Source organism: Occallatibacter sp. (assembly GCF_035317045.1).
GTDB lineage: Bacteria > Acidobacteriota > Terriglobia > Terriglobales > Acidobacteriaceae > Telmatobacter.
The window spans coordinates 78,874-104,488 of record NZ_DATHHT010000020.1 but is presented as its reverse complement, the minus strand read 5'-3'; the positions used below and the strand labels follow the sequence as shown (position 1 = coordinate 104,488).

The window sequence follows — 25,615 nt, the reverse complement described above, 5'->3', positions numbered from 1 at the left end:
CAAGGATTGAACCCATGACGATTCGTGGAATTCTCTGGGTGGTACTGTTAGCCTTTGCCGGGATCCTCAGCGCCGGGGTCAGTCTTTTTGGCATCATCGCCGCTATCCGCATAGACCTGCGCCAGGATACCTTGCTCTGCCTTCTTTACTGCGGCCTGCCGGCACTCTGTTTTCCGGTCTTCCTGTTCGTGCGTCCGCCCCGGCGCGCCGCTTTTGTGCTTTCGTTGATGGCACTCACCTATCTTGGCGCCTACTCCACGCTCAACTGGCGGACGTGTTCGGAACTGGGCTATTGCCAGAGCTTGATTGCGACGGTGATGCAGACGTTGAGCACCAATATGATGCTGACGTTTTTTGCGGTCGTCATCTTGTGTCTTCTGGCGCAATTGGCCGACGATCAATCGTCGCTTTGGCAGGGCAGATAATTATCCCGAAAGCTTTACCAGCTGCTCCGCTTCGATTTTCGGACCGAGAATGGAGACGCGCGGAATGCGGCCCCGCACCATCGCGACTTCGTCGCAGCGATGCAAGCGAGGGCAGTTCTGGCAGTCCTTGAAGACCTTGTCGGGTAGCTCCGTCTTGTCTTCCACGGTGCGAAAGCCGTATTTGAAGAAGAAGTCGGGAATCCGCGTGAACAGGCATACCGACTGGATGCCATGCTCCTCTGCCTCTTCAATCAAAACGCCCAGAATGCGTCCGCCCGCGCCCTGGCCCTTGGCCTCAGGCTTCACCACGATCGAGCGCACCTCGCACAGGTGCGGCCCATAAAAATGCAGTGCGCCGCAGCCTTGAAATACGCCTCCGTCTGACTCCGCCACCGTAAAGTCGCGCACGTTTTCACATATCTCGGCAAACGAACGCTTCAGTAGCGTGCCATCGCCGGAGAGCGAATTCACCAGGTCATAAATATTCGTCGCATCCTTCAGGAGCGCCTTACGCACCAGCATGAATCACCTCCGGTGCGTTCGACTTCTTCATTGCCGCTACACGATGGGCCGTGTCGCGTAATGCTGCTTTCACGCGGTGGGTTGCCGTTCCGCCAACCACATCGTGACAATCGAGCGTCGCCTCGAGAGTAACGGCCGCATAGAAGTCCTCGCCGAACTCGCTGCCAAACTGCCGTAGTTCGTCCATGCTCAGTTCGCCCAACTCCACACCCTTCTCCAGCGCAAAACGAACGGCGTTGCCGATTTTTTCATGCGCGGTGCGGAAGGGAACACCTTTGTGCACGAGATAGGTCGCCCCGGCCATCGCATTCAGGTACCCTGTCTGCGATGCCTCTCGCATACGCTCGAAATTGAACGTGAGCGCGGCTGTGAAGCGCGCCACCAGCGCCAGCATGGGCGCGACAAACTCAACCTGAAACGCGGGCTCCTGTGTCTCTTGCATATCCTTGTTGTAGGCGAGGGGCAATCCTTTCAATTGCAGAGTAACCGCTTCTGCCGCGCCGTGGATGCGCCCAACCTTCGCGCGAATCAACTCGGTCAAGTCTGGATTCTTCTTCTGCGGCATTGCGCTCGACCCCGTTGAAAACGCCTCCGGCAGAATGACGAATGCGAACTCGGCCGTCGCAAACAGCGTGATCTCCTCAGCAAAGCGGCTGAGATGCAAACCGACAAACGTCAGCGCCTGCAGGTATTCGAGGATGAAATCCCTGTCGCTGGTGGCATCCATCGAATTGGCGGTCGGAGCGATGAAGCCCAACTCCCGCGCCGCAATCGTACGATCCAGCTTGAGCGTTGCACCAGCCACGGCGCCCGAGCCGAGCGGACAATAATTCAGCCTCGCCGAGCAGTCCTTCAGGCGATCGGCGTCGCGCAGGATCATCTCTACGTATGCCAACAACCAGTGCGCCACCAGCACAGGCTCTGCCCTTTGCATATGCGTGTAGCTCGGCATCACGGCATCGCCGGTCTTTTCTGCCTTCTCCAGTAGCGCCTCGGCGCACTTGGCCAACGCGTCAACCACCAGTTCGATCTGCGCACGCACATACAGGCGCAGGTCGGTCGCGATCTGCTCATTTCGCGAGCGCCCTGTATGCAGCTTCCGCCCCAGATCGCCGACCCGCTCCACGAGAGACAATTCAACAAAATGGTGGATGTCTTCCGCAACCGGATGGTTGCGCATGCGCCCCGCACCCTCTGCGGTGCGAAATTCCTTTCCAATCGCATCGAGCGCCGCACGCACCCCTGATGCTTCCTGATCCGAAAGGACTCCAGCCGCGCAAAGGGCGGACGCATGGGCCTTGCTGGCGGCAATCTCGGGATCGAGAAGCCGCCAGTCAAATACAATCGAGCGCTGCCACTGCTCGAACTCCGTATCCAGCGGCTCGCGAAAGCGACCAGACCACATCTTCCCGGATTGTTGTTCGTTCAACATTGCTTTAAGCGTTCTTTCCCTTACCGCTGTTCAGCTGGGGCATTTCTGAGCCTGTGCTCAAGGTGAGGAGGCCGGTTTCGGCATAGGTGAGGAGTTTTTCCCGCGTGTCGATAATGTCCAGATTGCGCATGGTGAGTTGGCCGATGCGGTCCCGCGGAGAGAAGGCGGAATCAGTCTTCTCCATGCTGAGGCGCTCGGGATGGAAGGTGAGGTTGGGCGACGCGGTGTTAAGGATCGAGTAATCATTGCCGCGGCGCAGCTCAAGCGTGACCTCTCCAGTGATGGGCTTAGCGACCCAGCGCTGGGCGGATTCGCGCAGCATGATGGCCTGAGAATCGAACCACCGACCCTGGTAAAGCAGGCGGCCGAGTTTGCGGCCATTGTCGCGGTACTGCTCGATGGTGTCCTCGTTGTGAATTCCGGTGATGAGACGCTCGTAGGCGATGTATAGCAGAGCAAGGCCTGGAGCCTCGTAGATGCCGCGGCTCTTGGCCTCGATGATGCGGTTTTCAATCTGATCGGACATGCCCAGCCCGTGGCGGCCGCCGATGCGGTTGGCTTCGAGCAAGAGGGCGACGAGATCATCGAATCTCTCGCCGTTGAGAGCTGCTGGGACGCCCTCTTCAAAGCGCACCGAAACCTCTTCGCAAGGAACCTCTACGTCGTCTCGCCACGAGGCTGTCCCCATGATCGGAACGACGATCCTGATCGACGAAGAAAGATGCTCCAGATCTTTGGCTTCGTGGGTTGCGCCCAGAATGTTGGAGTCGGTGGAGTAGGCTTTCTCGGCAGACATCTTATACGCAAAGCCTGCCCGCTGCATGAAGGCAGACATTTCGGCGCGACCGCCCAGCTCGTCAATGAATGCGGTGTCGAGCCAGGGTTTATAGATCTTGAGGCCGGGATTGACCAGCAGTCCGTAGCGATAGAAGCGCTCGATGTCGTTGCCTTTGAAGGTGGACCCGTCGCCCCAGATGTGAACGTCGTCCTCTTTCATCGCTGTGACCAGCATGGTGCCCGTGACGGCGCGGCCGATGGGAGTGGTGTTGAAGTAGGTGACGCCGGCGGTGCTGATGTGGAATGCACCGGCCTGCAGCGCTGCGATACCCTCGCGGACGAGTGGTCCGCGACAGTCGATCAAGCGGGCTTTCTCGGCGCCGTATTCCAGGGCTGCGCGCGGGATGGCGTCGTAGTCGGTTTCGTCAGGCTGGCCCAGGTTAGCCGTGTAGGCATAAGGGAGCGCACCCTTCTGCTTCATCCAATGCAGAGCAGCGGAGGTGTCGAGCCCGCCGGAGAAGGCAATCCCCACCTTCTGACCGATGGGCAAAGATTCGAGAATTACAGACATGCTTGCAAAACCTCAAAGACAGTTCTCAGTTGTCAGCGATCAGATTTCAGTTCTTGCATTTGCGACTGAAAACCAGGCACTCAGAGCTAAGAACTAAGAACTGTGAACTTACTAACGTTGGGCAAACCGTCGAGCAACAGCAGCAACAGCGCCTTTTGCGCATGCATGCGGTTCTCGGCCTGGTCAAACACGATGGACTGCGGCCCGTCGAGCACCGCGTCTGTCACTTCCGCATTCCGACGCGCTGGCAAGCAGTGCATAAAGACCGCATTCGGCGCGGTCTTCGACATCAGCGCCTCGTTCACCTGAAAGGGTCTGAAGATTGGTGCGCGCTTGGTGGACTCGTGTTCCATACCCATGCTTACGCACACATCGGTGTAGATAGCGTCCGCGTTTTCGGCTGCAGCCTGCGGATCCTGCGTCAGCTTCACTTCGCAGCCGTTTACCTCGGCAATCTCGCGCGCCTTGGTAACAATCTCGATATCGGGCGAGTAGCCGCGCGGCGTTGCCACAGTCACATTCGCGCCCAGTTGCGCGCCAGTCAGCATCAGCGAGTGGCATACGTTGTTGCCGTCGCCCACATAAGTAAAGTTCAAACCAGCGGCCGTGCCAAAGTGTTCTTCGAGCGTCATAAAGTCTGCCAGCGCCTGGCATGGGTGCTCGAAGTCCGACAACGCATTGATCACCGGCACACGAGAATTCACGGCCATCTCAGTGATGGTGTCGTGCGCATAGGTGCGCAGCACAATCACGTCGACCCACCGCTCCACGTTGCGCGCTACGTCGGCAACTGCCTCGCGCTCGCCAAGGGGGGAGCCGGTCTGGTCGACAAAAATTGCGTTGCCACCCATCGTGTTGATGCCTGTCTCAAATGCCAGCCGCGTACGCAAGCTCGCCTTCTCAAACATCAGCACCATCTGCTTCGCATCGAGCGCGTGCCGATACTCGCGCGGATTCAGCTTCACGTCGTGGCCGAGCTTTACGATCGCTCGCACTTCGCTGCTCGAGAGGTCGGCTATCGAACACAAATCTTCACCCGCCAGCCGCGCTGCCGCGGACAGGATGTCTTCGTCCTTCTGCACGGGAACCGCCGGCGTCCGGCGCTCCATGGTTGCTCTGCTAGCCAAGGCTGTTTCCTCCTGCGTTCTGATGTGCGGCACTCACTGCGGCGGTGTTCTCCGTGAAAATCTCGTCCAACGCCTTGATGGCTTCATCCACGTGCTTGCGCTCGAGAATGTACGGCGGCAGGAAGCGCAGCACCGTATCACTGGTGCAGTTGATCACGATGTGCCGCTTGAGCATCTCGGCGACGGTCAGCTTTGCCAGGTCCGCGGAGTCAAGCTCAGCCGCCAGCATCAAGCCCTTGCCGCGCACGTCCTTGATGCACTCGTGCTTCCTTGCCAAATCCCGCAATTGTTGTTGGAAATAGTCGCCAACTTCGGTCGCATGGTTGAGCAGGTCTTCGTTTTCGATTGCGTCGATGACGGCAATCGCCACGGCACATGCCAGCGGGCCGCCGCCAAACGTTGTGCCATGCATGCCCGCGTGAATTGCCCGCGCCGCTTCTTCCGTGCACAGAATCGCGCCCAGCGGAATGCCGCCAGCGATCGGCTTGGCCAGCGTGATTACATCGGGCTGAATGCGGTAATGCTGGTATCCGCACCATTTGCCCGTGCGCCCCATGCCCGCCTGAATCTCATCGACGATCAGGAATGCGCCGGTCGAGTCCGCCAGCTTCCGCGCCTCTGCAAAGAACTCCTGCATCAGCGGTCGAATGCCGCCCTCGCCCTGGATCGACTCCACCAGAATGGCGCAAACATCGTCGGAAAACTTCGCACGCAAGTCGGCCACGTCGTTGAACTTCACAAACTCGACCCCCGGCACCCCAGGTGCAAAGGGTTCGCGATACTTCGCCTTGTAGGTCGTCGACATCGACCCATATGTACGGCCGTGAAAACTTTGCTCCAAGGCGAGGAACTTCGTTCCGATCTGCTTGCCTTCGCTGCGCAGCAGCCCGGCATGCGCGCGTGCCAGCTTCAACGCACCCTCCCACGCCTCGGTGCCGGTGTTTGAAAAGAACACGCGGTCCATGCCCGTGCGCTCGGTCAGGCGCAGCGCCAGTTCAGCCTGCCCTTCGTGATAGAAGAGGTTTGATGTGTGAATCAGTGCGCGGCTCTGGTTCACGATGGCTCGCTCAATCGCCGGGTGAGCATATCCCAGCGCATTTACGCCGATGCCGCTCAGCAGGTCGAGAAACTTCGCACCGTCCTCATCCACCAGGTGCACGCCCTCTCCGCGAACAAACAGGATCGGGTTCCGCTCGTAGGTCTGCAGCAGTAGTCTCGACTCTGCCGCACGAATTTGATCAAGCTTCGTCAATTCACTCTCTCCTAGGCAACCATCACTTCAGTGCCGTGGGCAACGCGGCTGCTACAAAGGTCGGGAAGGGAACCCGCCGCCGCCGCGGGTAGAATCCTTACACGCTTCACGCCGTTCAGGAGCGCTTCGCGGCAAGCGCCGAGCTTGGGCAACATGCCGCCGGAGATAATCGCGCTCTTCGCCATCTCCGCAATCTGGTCGATGCTGAGCCAGCGCAGCACATTGCCGTCTGCCCCCTTCACGCCCGGAACATCTGTCAAAAACACCAGCGCATCCGCGTGGCACGCAACGGCACACGCTGAGGCCATCTCGTCTCCGTTGATGTTGTAATACTCGCCATCGAAGCCCAGGGCGATCGGCGCAATCACCGGTACACCATTCAACTTCCAAATTGACTCAATCCACCTCGGATCGCTCGCCACGATTTCGCCCACAAATCCGAGGTCCGGTGCGGTCCGCTTCTTCCGCGCGCGAAATAGCAATCCGTCGCCGCCCGTCATGCCCACGGCAGGCTGCCCTAGCGCACCCAAAGCAGCGACAAGCCCCTTGTTTACCTTGCCCGCGAAAACCATAACCGCGATATTGCGCGTCTCAGCATCCGTAACGCGCAGCCCGTTCACAAACTCGCTTTTCACGCCGAGACGTTCCATCATGCGCGTGAGTTGAACTCCGCCGCCATGCACGACCGCCACCTGATGACCATCGCGGACCAGGTCGGTTATAGCGCGAACGCAACCCTGCATCAGCTCAGGAGTATCCAGGCCGGCACCACCCAGCTTCACCACATACTTCATGCCAGCCCCTCCGCTTCATCCCAGCCAAGCATCACGTTCATGTTCTGTACCGCCTGCCCCGAAGCGCCCTTCAGAAGATTGTCAAGGCAGCTCACAATCACTGCCCGTCTCCCATCGCTTGAAATCTGATACCCGATATCCGCGAAATTGGTGCGCACCGAATACTGAATCTGCGGTAGTGCTTTCTCATAGATGCGCACCATGGGACTGGATGCAAAAAAATCACGATAAATTCGGGCCACGCTGTCGTGTGTCTGCGTTTCTCTGAAACGCAGATAGATCGTCGACATGATCCCGCGCGGAATGGGCAGCAGATGTGGCGTGAACACAATGTCGCTCGCGGCAATCCCGATCTGCTCCAGCAATTCGCCCGTGTGGCGATGACTGAACACGCCATATGCCGACAGATTGTCTGCCGCATACATGAAGTGCGTCTTCGATGTCGGCACTTTGCCTGCTCCGCTCACGCCGCTCTTTGCATCCGCAACAATCCCATGCGCCAGGTCGACCACGCCCGCAGCCACCAGCGGCCGTACTGCCAGAATCACCGACGTTGCATAGCAACCAGGGTTCGCAACCAGCTTCGCGCCGGAAATCTCTTCGCGATGCAACTCGGGCATTCCGTAAACGGCCTTCGCCTGCGTCGCCGCGGCAACCTTCGAGCCCTCATCCTCAAACGCGTACACCGCGCGATTCTTCGCGTCGCTCAAACGCCATGCGCCGCTCAGGTCCACCACGCGTAATCCATGCTTCAGGGCCTCGGGAGTCCACTCGCGCGATTGCTCATGCGGAGCTGCCATGAACAGCACCTCCACTCCGCGATCCTTCAGCCGCTCCCACGAGAATGGCTCAACTTTCAGCGAGCCACTGCCGTTGTTATCCGCGAGCTGTGGATGAATTTCTTCAAGCGGCACTCCGCCGCGCGCAGCATCCTTCTCATCCACGCGGCCTGCAAACACAGGAGGCTTGCCCTTCAGTCGCGGATGATGAAGCAGCAGGCGCGCAAGCTCCGCGCCGGCGTAGCCCGTTACGCCCACAACCGCGGTTTGGACGGCCTTCGTCATGACTCCAGCATCTTTCTCAGGCGCGCCTCCACCTCGTGCGCGCGTTTCAAATCCGGGCAGATCACCAGAACAGTATCGTCGCCTGCAATCGTCCCCAGCACATCGTTCCAGTCTTCGCGATCGAGCGCCGCAGCCGTCGGCTGCGCTCCGCCCATCACGGTGCGCAGCACAACCTGGTTCATCGCGCGGCGGACGGCTAGTGCGAAGCTCTCCACCATCTCCGCTACCGAAGGTGGTCGATCGTCTCCGGCATGTGTACCCGTGCCATTTCCATTTCCATTGGGAAGGGAATAGCCGCCCGGCCCTTTAGTCAAGCGCAACTCATGAATATCGCGCGACAGCGTAGCCTGGGTCACTTCAAATCCTCGGCGCCGCAACTTGCGCCGCAACTCGTCCTGGTTGGCCACCAGCGCGTGCGCTACAAGTTCCCGAATCGCATTGTGCCTTTGAAACTTCATATCTTCCATTTCCGGACAAGCAAGAATGGCCGCTTTCCCGGCAAAGCAAAAACGCGGCTCGCAAAGACAGCCGCGCTTGCATAAATATACATAGAAACTGTATAAGTATGCAAGGTCGCTTTCCCGGCGCGATTCGGCGGAATCACCTAAGTAACATGCCTGATATCAAGTTGCGAACTCGAGTCTCAAGTTGTCGACGCCCAGCGCCAATTGCAGGCTGTCCGGCTTGTCCATTTGTCCCGGCTGCTTAAGCCGCTCGCGCAACCACCCAAAATCTTCAAAGGTCGTATAGTTGAATATGGGCTTCTCCCACCGGCACTCATCGCGTCGTACATCCGACTCTCCGGCATTCTCTGCCGGGTGTGGTGCCTTCGGGCCCTTGCCCTCCTATATAGATGGAAGCCTGATCGACCCGCGGTTCGATTTCGACTCCTGCGGCGTCGGCTTCGTCGCACAACTCTCCGCCGAGCCATCCCATCAGATTCTGCAACACGCTCTCGGTGCTCTCGCGCGCCTTGAGCACCGCGGAGCAGTCGCGGCCGACGGCAAATCCAGCGACGGCGTCGGAGTCACCACCGCTATTCCGCGCGAATGGCTTCTGGCCCAGTGCGGCCTCTCGCTCGACGAAAGCAGTCCCCTTGGTGTCGGCGTGGTCTTTCTGCCCAAGGACGATACGGCCCAGCGCGATGCCATCGAATCCGCTCTCTTCGAGCAGGACATGGAGATGCTCACCTGGCGCCCGGTTCCGATCCGGCCCGAAGTGCTCGGCGAAATCGCGGCATCCTCGCGTCCTGAAATCTGGCACGTTCTTACCACCTCCGACGACTCGGAATTCTTCGATCGACGCCTCTTTCTCGCGCGCAAGCAATTTGAGCGCTCCGAACTCCCCGGGTACTTCGTCAGCATCTCGTCGTCCACGATGATCTACAAGGCGCTCTGTGCCGGCCGCCTGCTCTCGGAGTTCTACCCCGACCTCGCCGATCCGGAGTACAAGACGCCGTTCGCGCTTTTCCACCAGCGCTATGCCACCAACGTTCTGCCCTCGTGGGAGCGTGCTCAGCCCTTTCGCACCATTGCCCACAACGGCGAAATCAATACCATCTGGGGCAACCGCGCCCGCATGGAAGCCCGCTCCGCCACGCTGCCGCTCGATGTCTACCCTGTACTGTCCCAGGGTGGATCGGATTCGACATCGCTCGACGAGATCGTTGAACTTCTCGCCCACAACGGACGCACCGTCGGCGAGGCCGTGCGCATGATCGTGCCTCCCGCAAATCCTGGCAACTCGTCGGCGTTCCTGCAGTACTGTGGTGATTGCATCGAGCCTTGGGACGGCCCGGCCGCGCTGGCATTTACTGACGGCCACCAAGTCGGCGCCATTCTCGACCGCAACGGCCTGCGCCCCTGTCGATTCGCGCTCGATGACAGCGGCATCGTGGTTGCCGGCTCTGAAGCTGGGCTTGTCGATATGGACCCCGACCACATTCTGCACAGCGGACGTCTTGGCCCCGGCCAGATGATCATCGCCGATCTCGACTTCCATCGCTTCTTCGAGAACGACGAGATTCTCCGCATCTACGACACCAAGCGTCATTACCAGGACCTCGTCAGCGAAGACGTACCACTCGAGGACTCCATCGAAGCACCGCCGGCGCTCGAAGATGCGGGACTCAACGGCCTGCAGCATCGCTTTGGTTACACGCGCGAAGACGTTCGCATGATCATCCAACCGATGGTGACTGACGGCAAAGACGCAGTCTGGTCCATGGGAGACGATACCTCCATCGCCCCGCTGGCCCGCGCCCCGCGGCCGCTCTACGCCTTCTTCCGCCAGCGTTTCGCGCAGGTCACCAATCCTCCCATCGATCCGCTGCGTGAAACTGTCGTGCTGCAGATGCACACGCGTCTTGGCCCCTGGCCGCACATCTTCGAACTGCGCGAGCCACTTCCCGGCCTTTCGCTGCGCTCGCCCATCCTGTCGCTCGGCCAGATGCACGCACTGTTCGAAGGGCATCATCCACAAGCCGCAAAGATGCCGCACGCTGTCCTGCATTGTCTCTACTCGCCGGAGACAACGCTCGAGATCGCAGTCGACATCCTCGCGCAGCGCGCCATTCAGCTTGTTGCCGACGGCGCATCGCTGCTCATCCTCACCGATCGCGGCGCGACGCACGAGTCGCTCCCGGTCCCGATGGCGATGGCCGCAGGGGCCGTGCATCTCGCGCTCACCAAGGCTGGTGTCCGCGCCGAAGTTGGTATCGCCGTCGACGCTGCGGACTGTCGTGAAATCCATCACGTCGCGGTTCTGCTGGGCCTCGGAGTGGGCGCCATCTGTCCTTGGCTCGCTCTTGAAACCGCGCGCAGCCTCAACCCCGATCACGGTGAAGAGAATCTGCTGCACGCTTTGGAACTCGGCCTCGCCAAGGTGATGTCGAAGATGGGCATCAGCGTCGTTGACAGCTATCGCGGAGCGCATTTGTTCGACGCCATCGGAATCTCGCAGCACGTCGTCGACAAATGCTTCGCCGGTGTGCCGGCTCCCATCGGCGGCATCGGATTTACGGAGATTGAAAACTACGTACGCCAGCTTTGGAGCGCCGATCCCGTCATCGAGAAAACCGCCGAACAGGACCCCGCGGAATTTCCCGCCGCTCCCGTTCGCGAATTGCCGGACTATGGTTTTGTGCGTTTCCGGAAGGCCGATGAAGCGGAGTCGCACGGCTGGCAGCCGACAACCGTGCGCGCACTGCAAACCGTCGTTGGATCCACAAAGCAGGGCGCTGCGCTGGCTCTCTCGCCATTTGCCACATTTGCCGCCCAGACCGTCGAGGCCGAGCCCGCGCATCTGCGCGACCTGCTGGAAATCCGGCCCTCCGGGCCTGAGCTTGCGCTTGATCAAATTGCGCTGCCCGAAACCATCACGCGCACCTTCATCGCCAGCGCCATGTCTTTTGGATCGCTCTCGCCCGAAGCGCACCAAACTATTACTGAAGCGATGAATTTACTCGGTGCGCGTTCCAACACCGGAGAAGGCGGCGAAGACCCCTCGGTTTACGCGCCCGTCAACGGCGCGCCGTCGCTGCTCAACAACAAGATCAAGCAGGTGGCCAGCGCACGATTCGGCGTCACGGCCGAGTACCTCGCACACGCGGAAGAACTTGAAATCAAAATCGCGCAAGGCGCCAAGCCTGGTGAAGGCGGCCAGCTTCCCGGCCACAAAGTAACTGAGCTTATCGCGCGCCTGCGCCACGCGCAGCCCGGCATGCAGCTCATTTCGCCGCCACCGCACCACGATATCTACTCCATCGAGGATCTCGCGCAACTGATCTGGGATCTGAAACGTGCTAATCCGCGCGCCGCGGTCGGGGTCAAGCTTGTCTCCGGCTGTGGCATCGGAACCATTGCTGCTGGCGTGGCCAAGGCGTACGCCGATTACATCGTCATCGCCGGCCACGCGGGCGGCACCGGCGCGTCGCCCTTGTCGAGCATCAAGTACGCCGGCAACCCCTGGGAACTGGGCCTTGCCGAGGCGCAGCAGGTGCTCATCCACAACGGCCTCCGCGGACGCGTTCGCCTCCGCACCGATGGCGGACTGCGCACCGCGCGCGACATCGTGGTGGCGGCCATGCTCGGCGCGGACGAATTTGCATTCGGCACAGCGGTCCTGGTCGCGCTTGGCTGCGACATGGCCCGACAATGCCACCTCAACACTTGTCCCACCGGCATTGCCACCCAACGCCCTGACCTGCGGGCCAAATTCCGCGGCAAGCCTGAGCATGTCGTGCGTTTCTTCAATGAACTCGCCGAAGAAGTGCGCCAGCTTCTCGCGAAACTCGGACTTCCGTCACTTCAGTCCGCTGTCGGCCGCACCGATCTGCTGGAACAAGTCCGCTGCAATGCCGGTCTAGACCTCAAACGGGTGCTTGCGGCGACCGCAGTTGCCGTTGCAACCGGCAACGCAATCCGCTGGGAAGGGAAGCGCAACGACCGCCCAGAGACGCACTCTCCTATCGACGATGCCTGGGTCGAGCCTGCGCTCGCAGCCTACAAAGCGGGCCAGCCCTGGTGCATAGAGTCGCGTGTCACCAACGAAGACCGCACCCTCGGCGCGCGCCTAGCCGGCCATATCGCGCAATACCGCACCGACACTCCCGGCGCAACGGGCTCAAGCCTCACATTCAATCTGAGGGGCGTCGCCGGCCAGTCTTTCGGCGCCTTCGCCACGAATGGGATGACGCTCAAGCTGGAGGGCCTCGCCAACGACTTCGTCGGCAAGGGTCTCTGCGGCGGCGAAGTCGTCATTCGGGGCCGCGGCCGCGTTGCCCAGCAGAGCGAAGCTCACACGCTCCTTGGCAACGTCGCTCTCTACGGCGCCACCAGCGGATGGCTCTTTGCCGCGGGCCGTGCCGGCGAACGCTTCGCGGTTCGCAACTCCGGCGCACGCGCCATCGTCGAAGGCGTCGGCGATCACGCCTGCGAATACATGACTGGAGGGCTCACTGTGGTCCTCGGCCGAACCGGCATCAACTTTGGCGCGGGCATGACCGGCGGTCTTGCATGGGTCTACGACGAAGACGGCGACTTCTTCAGCGAGACCCGCTATCACAGCGCGTTCCTGCAACCAGATAACTGGGATCAGCTTGATGACGATGCCCGCGACTCCATCCGCGAGCTCGTAGTGCTGCACGCCAGCAAGACCGCAAGCACGCGCGCACAATGGCTGCTTGGAAACTGGAACTCGGAGGCGCGGAAATTCGTTCGGCTTACCCCGAAGCCGCAGTTTTGATCCAAGTTGAAGTGGTTCTTCCGCGAAAAAATGTCGTGCCTTAATTAACCAGCGCCTCTTTAAGCAAACTCTCCTGACGGTTTCGAACCTGCCCAGCGCGCTCCAGCAATTCACGCAGGCTTTCCGGCGCATTCATATCCGAAGTCGTCACGTGCCCCATGCTGAACCGGATCGGAATAGGTCTGTTGCTCCTGGCGCTGCGCGCGGCCGTTGCGGCTTCAAGACGCAGCGCGGCCACCGAGATGCCTGCGCGGTCGAACTGTCCCGCCACGGCAAATGCATCCGCGCCGATGCGGCCCTTGATGTCCGACTCGCGGAACGTTGCGCGCAATAACTCACCCGCCTCTTTCAGGGTTGCTGCGGCAACGTTCGGCCCCAGTTCCGTATGGATCTCTGCGAGATTCTCGAGATCGACATAGAGCACGCTGAAGGGAACATTGGCGCGTTGGGCCAGGCGCAGTGCATGCTCGGCCAGCATCTGGAATCCCCTGAAGTTATAAAGCCGCGTCGCCTCGTCGCGCAGAACCAGATCGTGAATCCTGTTTTCCATCTTGCTGATGTGCCACGTAAAGAACAGCAGGATGCCGACCGCCACCGCGACGCCGGCTGAAGCGGCCAATGCTGCATTCAGATGTCGAGCAGGGCTAACGCGACTCATCCATTCACTAAGCGCCTCCCAAACAAATGGCAGCGCGATCAGGACTGGCGCAAAGATCCGGGCCAGCTTGCTTCCCACGCCCACTCCCAGAAAAATCGAGAGGACGCCGTGTTCGGCCTGTCGCAGCGCCACTGCGACCGTGAGCGCGACCAGGCAGATGAGCAGAGCGGCCGCCCCAGGGCTTCCCGTCGCTCTTCCGAACAGCGCAAACCTGCCGAATGTTGCGTCTGAAACCAGCAGTAGACCCAGGAGGCAAAGTCCGCACACCAGGACGTCCACCACTTGGTTTATCAGCCAGTTCGTTTTGTCGACGAGAACCACAACCAGCGCGAGCACGACGAACCCGAGCGAAAATCTCGCCGCCAGAAGCGCACTCTCACGTAGTGGGGACGTTCCGCCTCCGGTGCGCGAAGAGAAAAGGATCGCCACAGCCGCGCAGAGGACAAGCAAATTCGTCGCGCGCCCCGCGTAGGTGATGGCGACTCCAGTCCACTCCGATTGCGATAAGAGCAGGCTTATGCCGCACAGCAGGGCGGTGACGAGGAAGGGCAGGCTGGCGCGCGCCGCGGTCGACGATGAGCCGCTCAGGTGGATTCCAAGCAGTGGCATCAGCCCAAACAGAATTCCGATTGCAGCCACGCCCAGGCAAACTCGCTGCCCCCAGCGCGCCGCACGAAAGAGCTTCGGATCGGGCAATACGGTAAGCGTTTCTGGAACCATCTCATTCATAAATGGGTACCAATGCTTTTCGCGGCCCAAAGGGCGTGCTATTGCAGAGCCCCGCATTCCGCTGACTTCGCGTTGCGCCTTCATCGTCGTGAGGTGCCGGTTTGAACTCGTTCACGCGCGCGCCACTCTCTTGCTTCGCTTGTCCCTGTACATCGCTTCATCAGCCCGGCGCACCAGTTCCTTCAGGCTCTCGTTCGAAGGATGATCGAGCGTCACGCAGCCGATGCTCAGACTCAGCGGATACTTTCTGCCAGCGGCAGCAGTGCGCTCCGCTGCGGCCGCCTTCAGCCGAGTAGCGGCCAGTTCGATTCCCACCATGCTGAACTGACCCGCAACAACAAATTCGTCTCCGCCAAATCTGCCTTTCACATCGGTTTCGCGGAAACACGCCAGCACTAACTCACCCGTCTCGGCGAGGTACATGGATCCCGTGTTGTGGCCCTGGTTGTCGTTGATCTTCTTCAAGCCATCTAGATCGATAAACAGAACGGAGAAAGGCAACTCCGCTCGCTGCGCGAGTCGCAGCGTCTGCTCGCCCAGCAGATAGAAGCCGCGCATGTTGTAGAGGCCTGTAAGCTCGTCGCGCAGCGTCAGGTCGTGAATCTCTTTTTCCATCGTGTTGATGCGCCACACCAGCACGAGCAGCAGCACCATGGAGAGCCCCGCCGCCAGCGACGTCAGAATCGCAGCCCCGTATTGTTCCGGCACCAGATCCTTCAGGATGAAGCGGGTTCTTGCTACCTCGATCAGGAAGGGAATCACCAGCAGCACTGGGGCAAAACCGCGTGCGATCCGGCTTCCAATCCCGGCACCCACAAAGATCGACCAAACACCTTGTTGGGCCTGCCTCATGGCCACTACCCACGTCAGCAGCACCAGGCACATCAGCAGCAGCGGCGAAATCATGTTGTTTGCCGAGAGCCGCAAAAGCCCGACTGACCCGAACAGGTTCTCGCTCAGCAAGACAAGGGTCACGAGGCACATCACCGGCACAAGGCCATCGGCCACGCGCTTCAGGTACGATCCCGAGCTGCTCACAAGGATCATCGCCACGCTAAGCAACGCAAAGGCCGCCGGAGAATGGACCGGCAGCGCTCCCGTGTTTCCCGGCGCGCGATCCGCTTCGAGCAGGATGTCCACTGCCGGAAAGAGTCGAAACATTGATTCCAGCAGGATGAGAATCGCCAGCAGGCCGCCTTGTGCTGCGATGTATCGGCTCGCACGCGGCAATGACAGGTGGTTTCCGGGTTCTGACAGAGCGAGGCTCAGTGCGGACAACAGCACCGTCAGCGACATGGGGACGCTCATGCGCGTCATCGCGGAGGGCAGGTATGTCGCAATAGGAGGGAAGAGCCAGCTGGCAAAAACCGTGAGCGCCATCAGCGCTACAACCAGAAGACAGGCCTGCTGCAGGACCGCAAGCTTCTCAAGAAGAGCTGGGTCGGGCTCTCCGGGCGGCAGAGATGCAGTGCGCTTAGGCATGTCTTAGACGGCGGCTGGTACCGTTTGGCTGGAGTGATCTTACCGCACAATGAGCCGTTTCCAGGGTGACCAACCGCATACCTTTGAAACGGAAGTTTGGCCCGAAACCTTGCAGAACACAGGGACTTATGATCCGTTTCGCTCCAAGACCGTCCTCCGTAACGCGTCTCCTGCTCGATCCCGGCGCTGTTACACTCTCCCTTGGCCTCAATTCAAATCGATCGCCGGAACGAAACGCCCGACATGATCCCTCCGCCGCTCTCCACCATCAACGACCTTTTTTGCCGCATCGCCGCGGCCGCAAATCCCCGCGCCATCCTCTGGCAGGACGAGTTCGGCGCCTGGCAACCTCTCTCCTCCGACCAGATCTACCAGCGCGTCCATACCCTCTCTGAGGCCTTTCTTTCCTGGGGCGCAAAAAAGGGTGACCGCATCGCCCTGATCGCTGAAAACCGCTGGGAATGGGCTGTCTCCGACTTCGCCATCCTCGCCATCAATGGCGTCAACGTTCCTATTTATCCCACGCTTACCGGTGACCAGATCGCCGTCCTTCTCGCCGACGCCGGCTGCCGTATCGCCATCGTCTCCACCCGCCAGCAATACGACAAGCTCAATGCCGTCCGCTCGCGGACATCCCTCGACCGCATCCTCATGATGGACGCCAAGGCCCCGGACGGGGCTATCGGCTTCTCCAAGATCCTGGCCGGAGCCGACGATGCAGGACCCTATCGCGATCCGGTCTTCGATGCGCTCGTCCGTTCCGTTGTGCCCGACGATCTCGCTACCCTCATCTACACCTCGGGAACCACGGGCGAACCCAAGGGCGTGATGCTCACGCACGCTAACATCGCGACCAACCAGAATCTTGCAGCGCGCGAATTCAGCTTCGACGAAACCGATGCCTGCATCTCATTTCTTCCGCTGTCGCACATTACTGCCCGCGCGCTCGACTACGTGATGTACAACCACCATGCGCAGGTCGCCTACTGCTCCCAGTTTGACAAGCTCCCGCAATCGATGAAAGAGGTTCGTCCCACGGTCTTCGTCGGAGTTCCGCGTGTTTACGAGAAGATCCGCCAGGCGGTTGAACAAAAGTCCAACGCCTCGCCCATCAAGAAGCGGATTCTTGCCTGGGCGTTAAACGTGGGTGCGCACCATCGCGACACGGTCTACGGCGGCAACCAGCCCTCTTCGTTTCTTTGGAAGATAGCCAACAAGGTCGTTTACAGCAAAGTGCGGGAAGCCTTCGGCGGGCGCGTGCGGATATGGGTCTCAGGCGGAGCACCGCTTGGTATCGACACGGCAAAGTGGTTCGCCTCCGCCGGCATCGCCGCATGGGAGGGATATGGCCTCACGGAAACGTCGCCCGTCATCGCCCTCAACAATCCGGCAGTTCACCGCATGGGAGCCGTCGGCAAGCCGCTCACGAATCTTGAGCTCAAATTTGCTGAAGACGGCGAACTTCTCGTTCGCGGACCTTCCATCTTCGTCGGTTACTGGCAGAAGCCCGAGGCCAACAAGGAATGTTTCGATGCCGAGGGATTCTTCCGCACCGGCGACATCGGCCGCCTCGACGACGACGGATTCCTGTACATCACCGATCGCAAGAAGGAGCTGCTCAAGACCTCAGGCGGCAAGCTTGTCGCCCCGCAGCCGATCGAAAACAAGCTCAAGAACTCCGTCATGGTGGCACAATGCGCGCTCGTCGGCGATAAGCACAAGTTCATCGCCGCTCTGATCTCGCCCAATTTTGCCGCGCTCGAGGCGTGGGCCAAAAACGCCGGCCTCGAAGGCCTTGACCGCCCGGCGCTCGTCGCCGACAACCGCATCGTCGCGCTCTATGGCGAGGTTGTCCGCGAAGCCAATGCCGGCCTTGCCAACTTCGAAACCATCAAGCGCTTCCGCCTCGTTGCTGACGAGTGGTCGCAGGACTCCGGCGAATTGACTCCATCCATGAAGCTCAAACGCCGCGTTATTTCGGCAAAGTATGCGTCGGTAATCGACGAACTTTACGCGGACGAAGCAACCGCACGCGCCGAATAGGCGACTCGATCCGCCCAATCTCCTTGCGAAAAGTTTTCCCCTTGGTCCACATCAACTGCAGGCCGCGAAAGAATGGTGCTCCCCACGCTCCAACCGCAAGGATCCCGCCAAAAAGAATCACCGCATCAATGCTGATGCGCCCTTCGCGCGACCAGTAGTCAAGGGGATCGAGGTTCAGCCACAGCGAAAACTCATCGAGCGTCAGCGCCGCACCCACACCGTAGCTCACGCTCATCAGCCTGCTGAAAAAGATCGACAGTGGCGAGTGGCTCCGACCCAGGTCGAGCAGCCATCCGTAGCCAACCAGCAGCAGGATCATGATGCCCCACACCAGGTGGTGGATGTGATGCCCGCGCACCACCACCCAGTTGAACGGCCCGTGATTGTGAATAATCAACCCCACCAGAACCCGTGCGCCGGCAAACGTGATCAGGAATGATGTCGAGGCAATGAACATGCGGCGGCGCGGCCGGTCCGGAATCGTCGACCGAACCAGGAAGCCCAGCCGCGTGAGCTGCAACAGCACCAGCAGCACGACGACGACCAGGCTTGCAAATGCAAGCAGGATCAGGGCTCCAGTTCCGGGGATTGGCATACGTTCCTATTCAACCATCCCGAGGCGCCTTTTCTCGCAGGGAATCCAACGGCCTCTATCGAATGGTTTGGGTTATCAGCCGCGTGAGCGGTGTCACGATATTGCTTTACAAGCGCGGAATATACTGGTTAAGGCGTCGAGAAGCGGCACGGCGGGGGCCATTGAAAGGTCTTCGTCGATGGGGTGCTTATGAATCCTCATTGCGCGTCCGACCAGCGGTTCAGGGTTCTTTCCGGAGCGGCACGTTTTGTGCGCTGCAGCCCGAATTCGATCAGGAGAAATTTAAGATGCGAGTTGCACTATTGACCGGCGGCGGCGACTGCCCCGGCTTGAATGCTGTCATCTACGCGGCGGTACGCAAAGGAATCCAGACCTATGGCGACGAGTTCATCGGCTTCCTTAACGGCTGGCGTGGCGTGCTCGATAACAACTTCATCCCGCTCACTCTCGAAAACACCGATGGCATCCAGCTCAAGGGCGGCACCATCCTCCATTCATCGCGAACCAACGTCAAGAAGATTCCCGGCGGCATCGAGAAAGTGCAGGAAGTCCTCAAGCTCAACAAGATCGATGCCCTCATCGCTCTCGGCGGTGACGACACGCAATCTGTCACTCTCTTCCTCGCCGAAAACGGCATCAATGCCGTCGGCGTTCCCAAAACCATCGACAACGACATCAGCGGCACCGACCAGACATTCGGCTTCGACACGGCCGTCATGATCGCCACCGAGGCTATCGATCGCATCCACACTACCGCCGACTCCCATAATCGCGTCATCGTGGTCGAAGTGATGGGCCGCGACGCCGGCTGGATCGCGTACGCCTCGGGTGTTGCTGCCGGCGCCCACGTTGTTCTCGTTCCCGAAAAGGAGATCGACATCGACCACGTCTGCGCCCTGCTCAAGTACAACTACGATCACGGCAAGCACTACGGAGTCGTCGTTGTCGCCGAAGGCTGCCATCTGCCGGAAGTCGGCCAGGTGACCGGTTCCAAGGAAGTCGATTCATTCGGACACGCGCGCCTCTCCGGTATCGGCGAAGCGCTCGCCAGCCTCATTGAGAAGAAGACCGGCTTTGAAACCCGCTCCGTTAACCTCGGCCACACCCAGCGCGGCGGAGTGCCCACGGCCTTCGACCGTGTCCTCGGCCAACGCTACGGCCTCCACGCCATCGACATGGTGCACGAGAAGAAGTGGGGCCGCATCGCCGTCCTTCGCGGTCTCGACGTCACCGACATCACCATCAAGGAAGCGATCGCCACCAACCGCCGACTCGACCAGCGCTTCTTTGATGTCATTCGCGACCTTGAAGCAAAAGTCTAGGTAATTTCATTAACCGATTGACCTGTATAAGCTTGGCGAATCGACCGAGGTGTTCCGTCCTTGGTGCAGTATTATCGCGGCAAGGGTTGGAATACCTCATCACTTATCCCAGGTACGATTCCGCAATCTCGATAGCTCCGCTAACCTGCCGCGCAGCGGCCGCTAACTCCGCAAACCCTGCTCTTCTTTCCCCATGAATTACCGCCTTTACGATTACGACGACTTCGACGACCTCTATGCCATCGAGGAAGTCTGCTTTCAGTCCCCGGAACGCTTCACACGTCGCTACATGCGCGAACTCATCGCATCACAGGAATCCGCGACCTGGATCGCCGAAGAGAACGGTCACATGGCCGGCTTCGCAATCGTCGAATTCATTCGGCAGGTCGCCCCCACCGTTGCATACATTTCCACCCTCGAGGTGTTGCCCGTTCAGCGTGGACATGGCATCGGCGCCGAACTCCTCCGTCGTCTTGAAGGCTCCGCCAACGCCGAAAGTGCGACCGGGATATGGCTTCACGTCGACATGGAAAATGCTTCTGCCATCCGTCTCTACGAGCGCCTGGACTATCGCAAAACCAGTCGTGCCAACCACTACTACGCCCGCAATCGCCCCGCCGCTATCTACGTAAAGAAATTGGCTTGAATGCGATAGGGTCGTTACTCGCGGGCACCACCGTCCCGCTATTCGCCGTCTCCACACCGGAATCCCGCTAAAATAAGAACAGTTCTCATGTCCATCAGCAATCCCAACCTGCCCAAGCTGGTCGTGTCTCTACGCCAGTACAACGGGCAGATGTTTCTGCACGACCTTCTCGCCGGTATCACCGTAGGTCTGGTCGCGCTGCCGCTTGCCATGGCCTTCGGCATCGCCTCCGGAGTTACGCCGCAGGCCGGACTCTATACCGCGGTGGTCGCCGGTTTTGTCATCTCCGCTCTCGGCGGTTCGCGCACCCAGATCGGCGGGCCCACCGGAGCCTTCGTAGTCATCGTTGCCGGCATCGTTGCCCGTTTCGGCATGAGTGGCCTCGCCATGGTCACCTTGATGGCAGGCGTAATCCTGCTCGCCATGGGGCTCACCGGTCTCGGCTCGGCGGTACGCTTTATCCCTCGTCCCGTTGTCATTGGATTCACCAACGGCATTGCCGTTCTCATTGCCTCAACGCAGATCAAGGACTTCTTCGGCCTCCGCGTCGGAGCGGTTCCCAGCGAATTCCTGCCCAGGATGAAGCTGCTGGTCGGCCACATATCCAGCCTCAACGGGCAGGCGCTTGCACTCGGTGCCGGCACACTGGCGATCATGCTGATCCTGCCGCGATTCACCAAACGCGTTCCCGCATCGATCGTCGCCCTGCTGGGATGCACTCTTGCGTGCGCGTTGTTTCATCTGCCCGTTGAAACCATTGGCTCCCGCTTCGGCGGAATCCCACGGGGCCTCCCGCCATTCGCTATTCCGGATTTCCATGCCGAGCACATCCTGCCGCTCATCCCGTCGGCGTTTACGGTCGCGTTGCTTGCCGCACTTGAGAGCATGCTTTCCGCAGTCGTCGCCGACGGCATGACCGGCGACCGTCACAATCCCAATGTTGAACTTGTTGCCCAGGGAATTGCCAATATCACTTCACCGCTATTTGGCGGAATTCCCGCTACTGGAGCCATCGCCCGCACCGCAACCAACATCCGTTCCGGCGCGCGCTCTCCGGTCTCCGGCATGGTGCACGCGCTCACCCTCCTCGGCATCCTTCTCGTCGCAGCACCTCTGGCCAGCTATATTCCGCTCGCAACGCTTGCGGCCGTCCTTTTCGTAGTGGCCTGGAATATGGGCGAGTGGCGCGAGATTGGCGGAATCCTCCAACTCGGCTTCACGGCAATCGCCGTGTGGCTCGTCACCTTTGCGCTCACGGTCTTTGCCGATCTCACCGTCGCCGTCAGTGTGGGGATGGCATTGGCCGCGCTCGTCTACATCTACCGCATCGCCGAAACCACAACCGTCAGCGCAGTCACCGACGACTACATCCGCGATGGCCTGCCGCACACGCTCCAGGGACGCATCATTCCGCCCTACGTCACGCTGCTGCGCATCCATGGTCCGTTCCTGTTTGGAACCACCGAAAAACTGGTCGAGTCCACTTCCAACATCGAAGCCTTTGAGCCGGTCGTCATTCTCCGCCTGCGCAACATGACCGCTATCGACGCCACCGGCATTCACGCGATCGAGGCCTTTGCCAAACGCCTCACCGAATCTGGTCGCATATTGCTGCTCTGCGGAGCCATGGAGCAGCCGTCAAAACTCCTCCAGCAGCCGCGCTTCCTCGACCATGTAGGCCGCGAAAACATTATGCCCAACATCCAGGCCGCTCTCGACCGCGCGAGGGAAATCTACGAATCTCACGCCGTGCTCGCCAGCTGAACTCATGCGCCATTTGGTCGCCGACTAATTAGACTGATCTGAGAGAGAACATCATGAGCGACGGCCGCGAAGAGCGCGAAGAACGCGAAAAACGTCGCGAACAAGAAGAGCGGGAAGATCGCGAAGATCGCCTCGATCCGCATCTCCCTGACCAATGGAAGCCGGAGCGCCCCGACTCCTAATTCTCTTGAGTGGAATAGAATCTGAAGAGGGAAAAAAGGAAAGAAACGTCCCTGGTTCTGAGTTACATTATCGCTTCAAATTTTTCCCATAAATAATTGCATCCGGGGCAGTTCTCGCCTTCCGGATGCTCGGCTGCGTATCCGCACAGACCGCAGACAAAGAACGCGTGTTTCTCGTACTCCCAACCGGGGGTGCCACCGGTTTGTACGCGCGCTATAACGTCCTCATAAAGCCGCACATGCGACTTATCGGCCTCCAGCGCCCAGTGAAAGCTGCGAATTGCCGTTGAGTCAAACAGCGGAACCGCCGTAGTGAGAAACGCAGGGTACAGATAATCCACTTCGAACTTCTGGTCGACCAATGCCGTCTTCAAGTTCTCCAGCGTTCCGTCGATGCGCAACTTGGGTGCGTCGATCGCCGGTGTGCCACCCATGTGCCGCAGCACCCGCGCGTGATTGCCGGCATGAATCTGTTCAGCCAGCGCCGTGGCGCGAAACAGGCTTGCGAGACCTGGAAAGCCTTCTTCGTCCGCCCGCGCTGCATATGCTTTATAGGAGGTGCTTGTTTTGGTTTCTTCCTCGAAAGCGGTCTCAAGGTTGCGGATCACCGTAAGATCCTCGACTCCGACGACGTGAGCGATCATGCGATCCGTAGCCATAGCCTGCAAATACCCTCGTTTGTTTAGATGCATGAGAACTATGCAGGTGATGCAAATCACACTCAATTGTCGAAAGAAAATCGAAATCGCGGCGCTCTTTTACCGAATCGAAACCAAAGAATTGACCAGCCACTGCGTCTTAGTGAATCCGCTCAAACCGGTCCCAGACAAAGTTGCACGCGGGACAGTTGTCGGCCTCCTGCAGCCTCGAAGTGTAGCCACACAGCGTGCATACATAAAAGTCGAGCTGGTAGCTCGTCCATCCCGGTCCGGTTTCCATTGAGGCCACGGCATCCTCGTAGAGGCGTGCATGCGTCTTCTCCGACTCCATCGCCCACATAAACGACCGCATCGCGCTGGTATCGAGCTGCGAAGTCGCATGCACCAGGAATTTTGGATAGAGCGAGTCGATCTCGTGCTGCTCGCCACCTAGCGCAGTCTTCAGGTTTTCGAGCGTCGACTTCACACGAAACGGGAGAATATTCGCCACGGCTTCGCCGCCCATATGGCGAATAACGCGGGCGTGGTTGCCGGCATGAATCTGCTCGGCCCGGGCGGCCGCCCGAAAGAGGCTCGCCGCCCCATTCATTCCCTCGGCCTCGGCCTTGGCCGCGTAGGCCTTGTAGCGAGCATGCGAGTTCAACTCGCCCTCGTACGCTGCGAGTAAATTGCTGACTGCGCTTTCGTTCTCAGTAGCAACCACAGTTCTCACCATCTTTCTTAACTGAACTATGGTGCTAGTCTAGGTTGGCACCTGTGTTCTCACTGTGATTGAAATCACGGACTTGGTAATCGACGTGCCTCATTTGCGTAATGAATCCGAAGGTTACCGGCTCCCTGAGTTTCAGACTTCAGCCGGCGTGTGAGCGAATCGCGCACATCCTGCCGCGGCCGCTCATTTCAAAGTCCTCACCCGGGCTCCGAGTTTCTACAGAATCATCTCTCCCAGCACCGACCCGCCCCAAACCGAAGCAAGCCCCAGCACAAAACTCCCCACCGCGTACAGCGCCGCTATGCCGAAAGCGCCTGCACGCAACGTCGACAACGTCTCCCACTCATACGTTGAAAACGTGCTGTACGCGCCGATAAACCCCACCGGCACCAGATACCGCCATGCCGGATTCAGATCGGCGCGCCTTCCCAGGTAGGTCATCGAAAATCCAATAATCACGCACGCAGTGATATTCACAACCAGCGTGCCATACGGAAAGCGAATTCCCATGCGCCCCGCGATCGATGAGCCAACCCAATAGCGCGCAATCGACCCCAGCGCGCCGCCAATAGCAATGAGCAGATATTTCTGCAATCCGTCCCCCTCCAAAAAGACGCAGCATTTTCCATAAAGAAAATGTGCCATGGCCTGTTGCCCCATTCATGAAAGAGCCGTTTGCCCTCATGAGTGAGACACAACTCCAAAGCAACACGCGGCTTCGTGCGTCTCTTAATCTAATTTGCGGGGATCGCGCCGGACGTAACTTCCCGACAGGACCACCTGTCAGGAGTCATCATCTGTCCGGCAATCGGGCGGGACAGCGGTTAACAGCGAGCACGATCTGCAAGCTGCGCGGTGAACTCCATCACCACTACCACTGCGTCTATTACAACGGCGTCTGCATTTGGGTGTCAAGTGACGAGTGCGTATCGGAGCTCTTATTTGCAATCCCGCTTCTGCCGGGTGCCCATCCATGACAGCGCTTTTGGGCTTTCATGGATGGGAAAATACTCATTCTGTCCAACATGCGGGAGCCTGCATTCAGGATTTCAGGGCTTCGGTCACCCGACTCGAAGTACAGCAGCCAGAAAGCAAATCATTGCTGCCGTCAATGTCGCTACACGCCAGCGGTGCATTGCATCCCACTGCCCGTGCTCCGTCAGTGCCTGCTCAGTCTCAGCGTCCGGATCAACACGCGCCATCCGATTGTTGATCGGCACCAGAAAGACAAGCGTCAGCACGATCACCGCAGCCCAGATCGCACTGGCCGCAATCAGTAGCAGATAGCCATTCTCGCCATGCCTCAAGACCGCCTCGGCAATCAGAAGGAGGAGAGAAATGCCGTACCAAAATGGCATTGCAGCACCCAACTTTGCCGCGAACAGCCGAATCGCCCGCAACTCTTCGCGCACACCGAGCCTGCGCAAAATTGGATTGATGAAAACGGCGACTGCAAATTCGGTGCCGATTAAAAGCCCGATGCAAACGGTGGTGACGATATCCAGTAGAGGTCTCATATTCAACTCCTGAGCCTCAGACTCTGCACGGCGATAGAATGATTCAGTAAGCGGTACTGACAAATATGTCAGGCGCACATTCCCCGCCCAGGCCACAC

22 protein-coding genes and 1 riboswitch are annotated in these 25,615 nt (G+C 59.6%); of the genes, 7 read left to right on the top strand and 15 right to left on the bottom strand.

Annotated elements, in window-relative coordinates; translation table 11 throughout:
- The first annotated feature begins 14 nt into the window (after window positions 1-14).
- Entirely contained in the window at window positions 15-425 is a 411-nt protein-coding gene (locus VK574_RS09390) for a hypothetical protein (protein WP_472799575.1), read from the top strand.
- Here VK574_RS09390 and VK574_RS09385 read toward each other — a convergent pair whose 3' ends face one another.
- The 8 genes from VK574_RS09385 to VK574_RS09350 form a co-directional block, all read right to left on the bottom strand.
- A complete protein-coding gene (locus tag VK574_RS09385) occupies window positions 426-947 on the bottom strand; it encodes a GNAT family N-acetyltransferase (protein ID WP_472799574.1) in 522 nt (173 codons plus the stop codon).
- On the bottom strand, window positions 934-2,379 hold the full coding sequence (argH, locus tag VK574_RS09380; RefSeq protein ID WP_472799573.1) for an argininosuccinate lyase: 1,446 nt from the start codon (window positions 2,377-2,379) through the stop codon (window positions 934-936). The genes VK574_RS09385 and argH overlap by 14 nt, the downstream gene beginning before the upstream one ends.
- 4 nt (window positions 2,380-2,383) lie before the next feature.
- The gene (gene argG / locus VK574_RS09375; RefSeq protein WP_472799572.1) at window positions 2,384-3,727 is read right to left on the bottom strand and encodes an argininosuccinate synthase; all 1,344 of its coding nucleotides are present in this window, start codon (window positions 3,725-3,727) and stop codon (window positions 2,384-2,386) included.
- Window positions 3,728-3,813: 86 nt separating this feature from the next.
- Window positions 3,814-4,836: an ornithine carbamoyltransferase gene (gene argF / locus VK574_RS09370; RefSeq protein WP_472799620.1), complete on the bottom strand. Its 1,023-nt coding sequence runs from the start codon at window positions 4,834-4,836 to the stop codon at window positions 3,814-3,816.
- A gap of 10 nt (window positions 4,837-4,846) precedes the next feature.
- On the bottom strand, window positions 4,847-6,106 hold the full coding sequence (locus VK574_RS09365; protein WP_472799571.1) for an aspartate aminotransferase family protein: 1,260 nt from the start codon (window positions 6,104-6,106) through the stop codon (window positions 4,847-4,849).
- An 11-nt stretch (window positions 6,107-6,117) separates the two neighbouring features.
- Window positions 6,118-6,900, bottom strand: a complete 783-nt coding sequence (gene argB, locus VK574_RS09360; protein WP_472799570.1) for an acetylglutamate kinase — start codon at window positions 6,898-6,900, stop codon at window positions 6,118-6,120.
- Window positions 6,897-7,964: an N-acetyl-gamma-glutamyl-phosphate reductase gene (gene argC / locus VK574_RS09355; RefSeq protein WP_472799569.1), complete on the bottom strand. Its 1,068-nt coding sequence runs from the start codon at window positions 7,962-7,964 to the stop codon at window positions 6,897-6,899. The genes argB and argC overlap by 4 nt, the downstream gene beginning before the upstream one ends.
- Window positions 7,961-8,422, bottom strand: coding sequence for an arginine repressor (locus VK574_RS09350; protein WP_472799568.1), 462 nt, complete (start codon window positions 8,420-8,422; stop codon window positions 7,961-7,963). Before VK574_RS09350 ends, argC begins: the two co-directional genes overlap by 4 nt.
- A gap of 379 nt (window positions 8,423-8,801) precedes the next feature.
- Between VK574_RS09350 and gltB the strand changes: the two genes are divergently transcribed.
- The gene (gene gltB, locus VK574_RS09345; protein WP_472799567.1) at window positions 8,802-13,208 is read left to right on the top strand and encodes a glutamate synthase large subunit; all 4,407 of its coding nucleotides are present in this window, start codon (window positions 8,802-8,804) and stop codon (window positions 13,206-13,208) included.
- A gap of 40 nt (window positions 13,209-13,248) precedes the next feature.
- On the opposite strand, the gene VK574_RS09340 is transcribed toward gltB, so the two are convergent.
- Together VK574_RS09340 and VK574_RS09335 are read right to left on the bottom strand one after the other, a co-directional pair.
- Window positions 13,249-14,595 (bottom strand): GGDEF domain-containing protein, encoded by a 1,347-nt coding sequence (locus VK574_RS09340; RefSeq protein ID WP_472799566.1) that lies wholly within the window; start codon window positions 14,593-14,595, stop codon window positions 13,249-13,251.
- A gap of 111 nt (window positions 14,596-14,706) precedes the next feature.
- Window positions 14,707-16,077 carry a GGDEF domain-containing protein gene (locus VK574_RS09335; RefSeq protein WP_472799565.1) on the bottom strand — a complete coding sequence of 457 codons (1,371 nt, stop codon included), beginning with the start codon at window positions 16,075-16,077 and terminating at the stop codon, window positions 14,707-14,709.
- Between the two features lie 243 nt (window positions 16,078-16,320).
- Here VK574_RS09335 and VK574_RS09330 point away from each other — a divergent pair, with 243 nt between their 5' ends.
- On the top strand, window positions 16,321-18,120 hold the full coding sequence (locus tag VK574_RS09330) for an AMP-dependent synthetase/ligase (RefSeq protein WP_472799564.1): 1,800 nt from the start codon (window positions 16,321-16,323) through the stop codon (window positions 18,118-18,120).
- Here the strand turns inward: VK574_RS09330 and VK574_RS09325 are convergent.
- Window positions 18,050-18,715: a hypothetical protein gene (locus VK574_RS09325; RefSeq protein ID WP_472799563.1), complete on the bottom strand. Its 666-nt coding sequence runs from the start codon at window positions 18,713-18,715 to the stop codon at window positions 18,050-18,052. The genes VK574_RS09330 and VK574_RS09325 overlap by 71 nt on opposite strands.
- Window positions 18,716-19,002: 287 nt before the next feature.
- Here VK574_RS09325 and VK574_RS09320 point away from each other — a divergent pair, with 287 nt between their 5' ends.
- The 4 genes from VK574_RS09320 to VK574_RS09305 all read left to right on the top strand — a co-directional run bounded on the left by VK574_RS09320 (window position 19,003) and on the right by VK574_RS09305 (window position 22,629).
- On the top strand, window positions 19,003-20,037 hold the full coding sequence (locus tag VK574_RS09320; RefSeq protein WP_472799562.1) for a 6-phosphofructokinase: 1,035 nt from the start codon (window positions 19,003-19,005) through the stop codon (window positions 20,035-20,037).
- 193 nt (window positions 20,038-20,230) lie between these two features.
- Complete coding sequence (locus VK574_RS09315) at window positions 20,231-20,683, top strand: GNAT family N-acetyltransferase (RefSeq protein ID WP_472799561.1); 453 nt, start codon at window positions 20,231-20,233, stop codon at window positions 20,681-20,683.
- An 87-nt stretch (window positions 20,684-20,770) separates the two neighbouring features.
- Complete coding sequence (locus tag VK574_RS09310) at window positions 20,771-22,447, top strand: SulP family inorganic anion transporter (protein ID WP_472799560.1); 1,677 nt, start codon at window positions 20,771-20,773, stop codon at window positions 22,445-22,447.
- 53 nt (window positions 22,448-22,500) lie between these two features.
- Window positions 22,501-22,629, top strand: coding sequence for a hypothetical protein (locus VK574_RS09305; protein ID WP_472799559.1), 129 nt, complete (start codon window positions 22,501-22,503; stop codon window positions 22,627-22,629).
- A gap of 62 nt (window positions 22,630-22,691) precedes the next feature.
- Here the strand turns inward: VK574_RS09305 and VK574_RS09300 are convergent, their stop codons facing one another.
- The 4 genes from VK574_RS09300 to VK574_RS09285 form a co-directional block, all read right to left on the bottom strand.
- Window positions 22,692-23,288, bottom strand: coding sequence for a rubrerythrin family protein (locus VK574_RS09300; RefSeq protein WP_472799558.1), 597 nt, complete (start codon window positions 23,286-23,288; stop codon window positions 22,692-22,694).
- A gap of 139 nt (window positions 23,289-23,427) precedes the next feature.
- A complete protein-coding gene (locus tag VK574_RS09295) occupies window positions 23,428-24,003 on the bottom strand; it encodes a rubrerythrin family protein (RefSeq protein ID WP_472799557.1) in 576 nt (191 codons plus the stop codon).
- A 213-nt stretch (window positions 24,004-24,216) separates the two neighbouring features.
- Window positions 24,217-24,594: a fluoride efflux transporter CrcB gene (gene crcB / locus VK574_RS09290; protein ID WP_472799556.1), complete on the bottom strand. Its 378-nt coding sequence runs from the start codon at window positions 24,592-24,594 to the stop codon at window positions 24,217-24,219.
- 183 nt (window positions 24,595-24,777) lie between these two features.
- Window positions 24,778-24,879, bottom strand: a riboswitch (Fluoride riboswitch).
- A 182-nt stretch (window positions 24,880-25,061) separates the two neighbouring features.
- The gene (locus VK574_RS09285; protein WP_472799555.1) at window positions 25,062-25,613 is read right to left on the bottom strand and encodes an anthrone oxygenase family protein; all 552 of its coding nucleotides are present in this window, start codon (window positions 25,611-25,613) and stop codon (window positions 25,062-25,064) included.
- Between the last annotated feature and the right edge of the window lie 2 nt (window positions 25,614-25,615).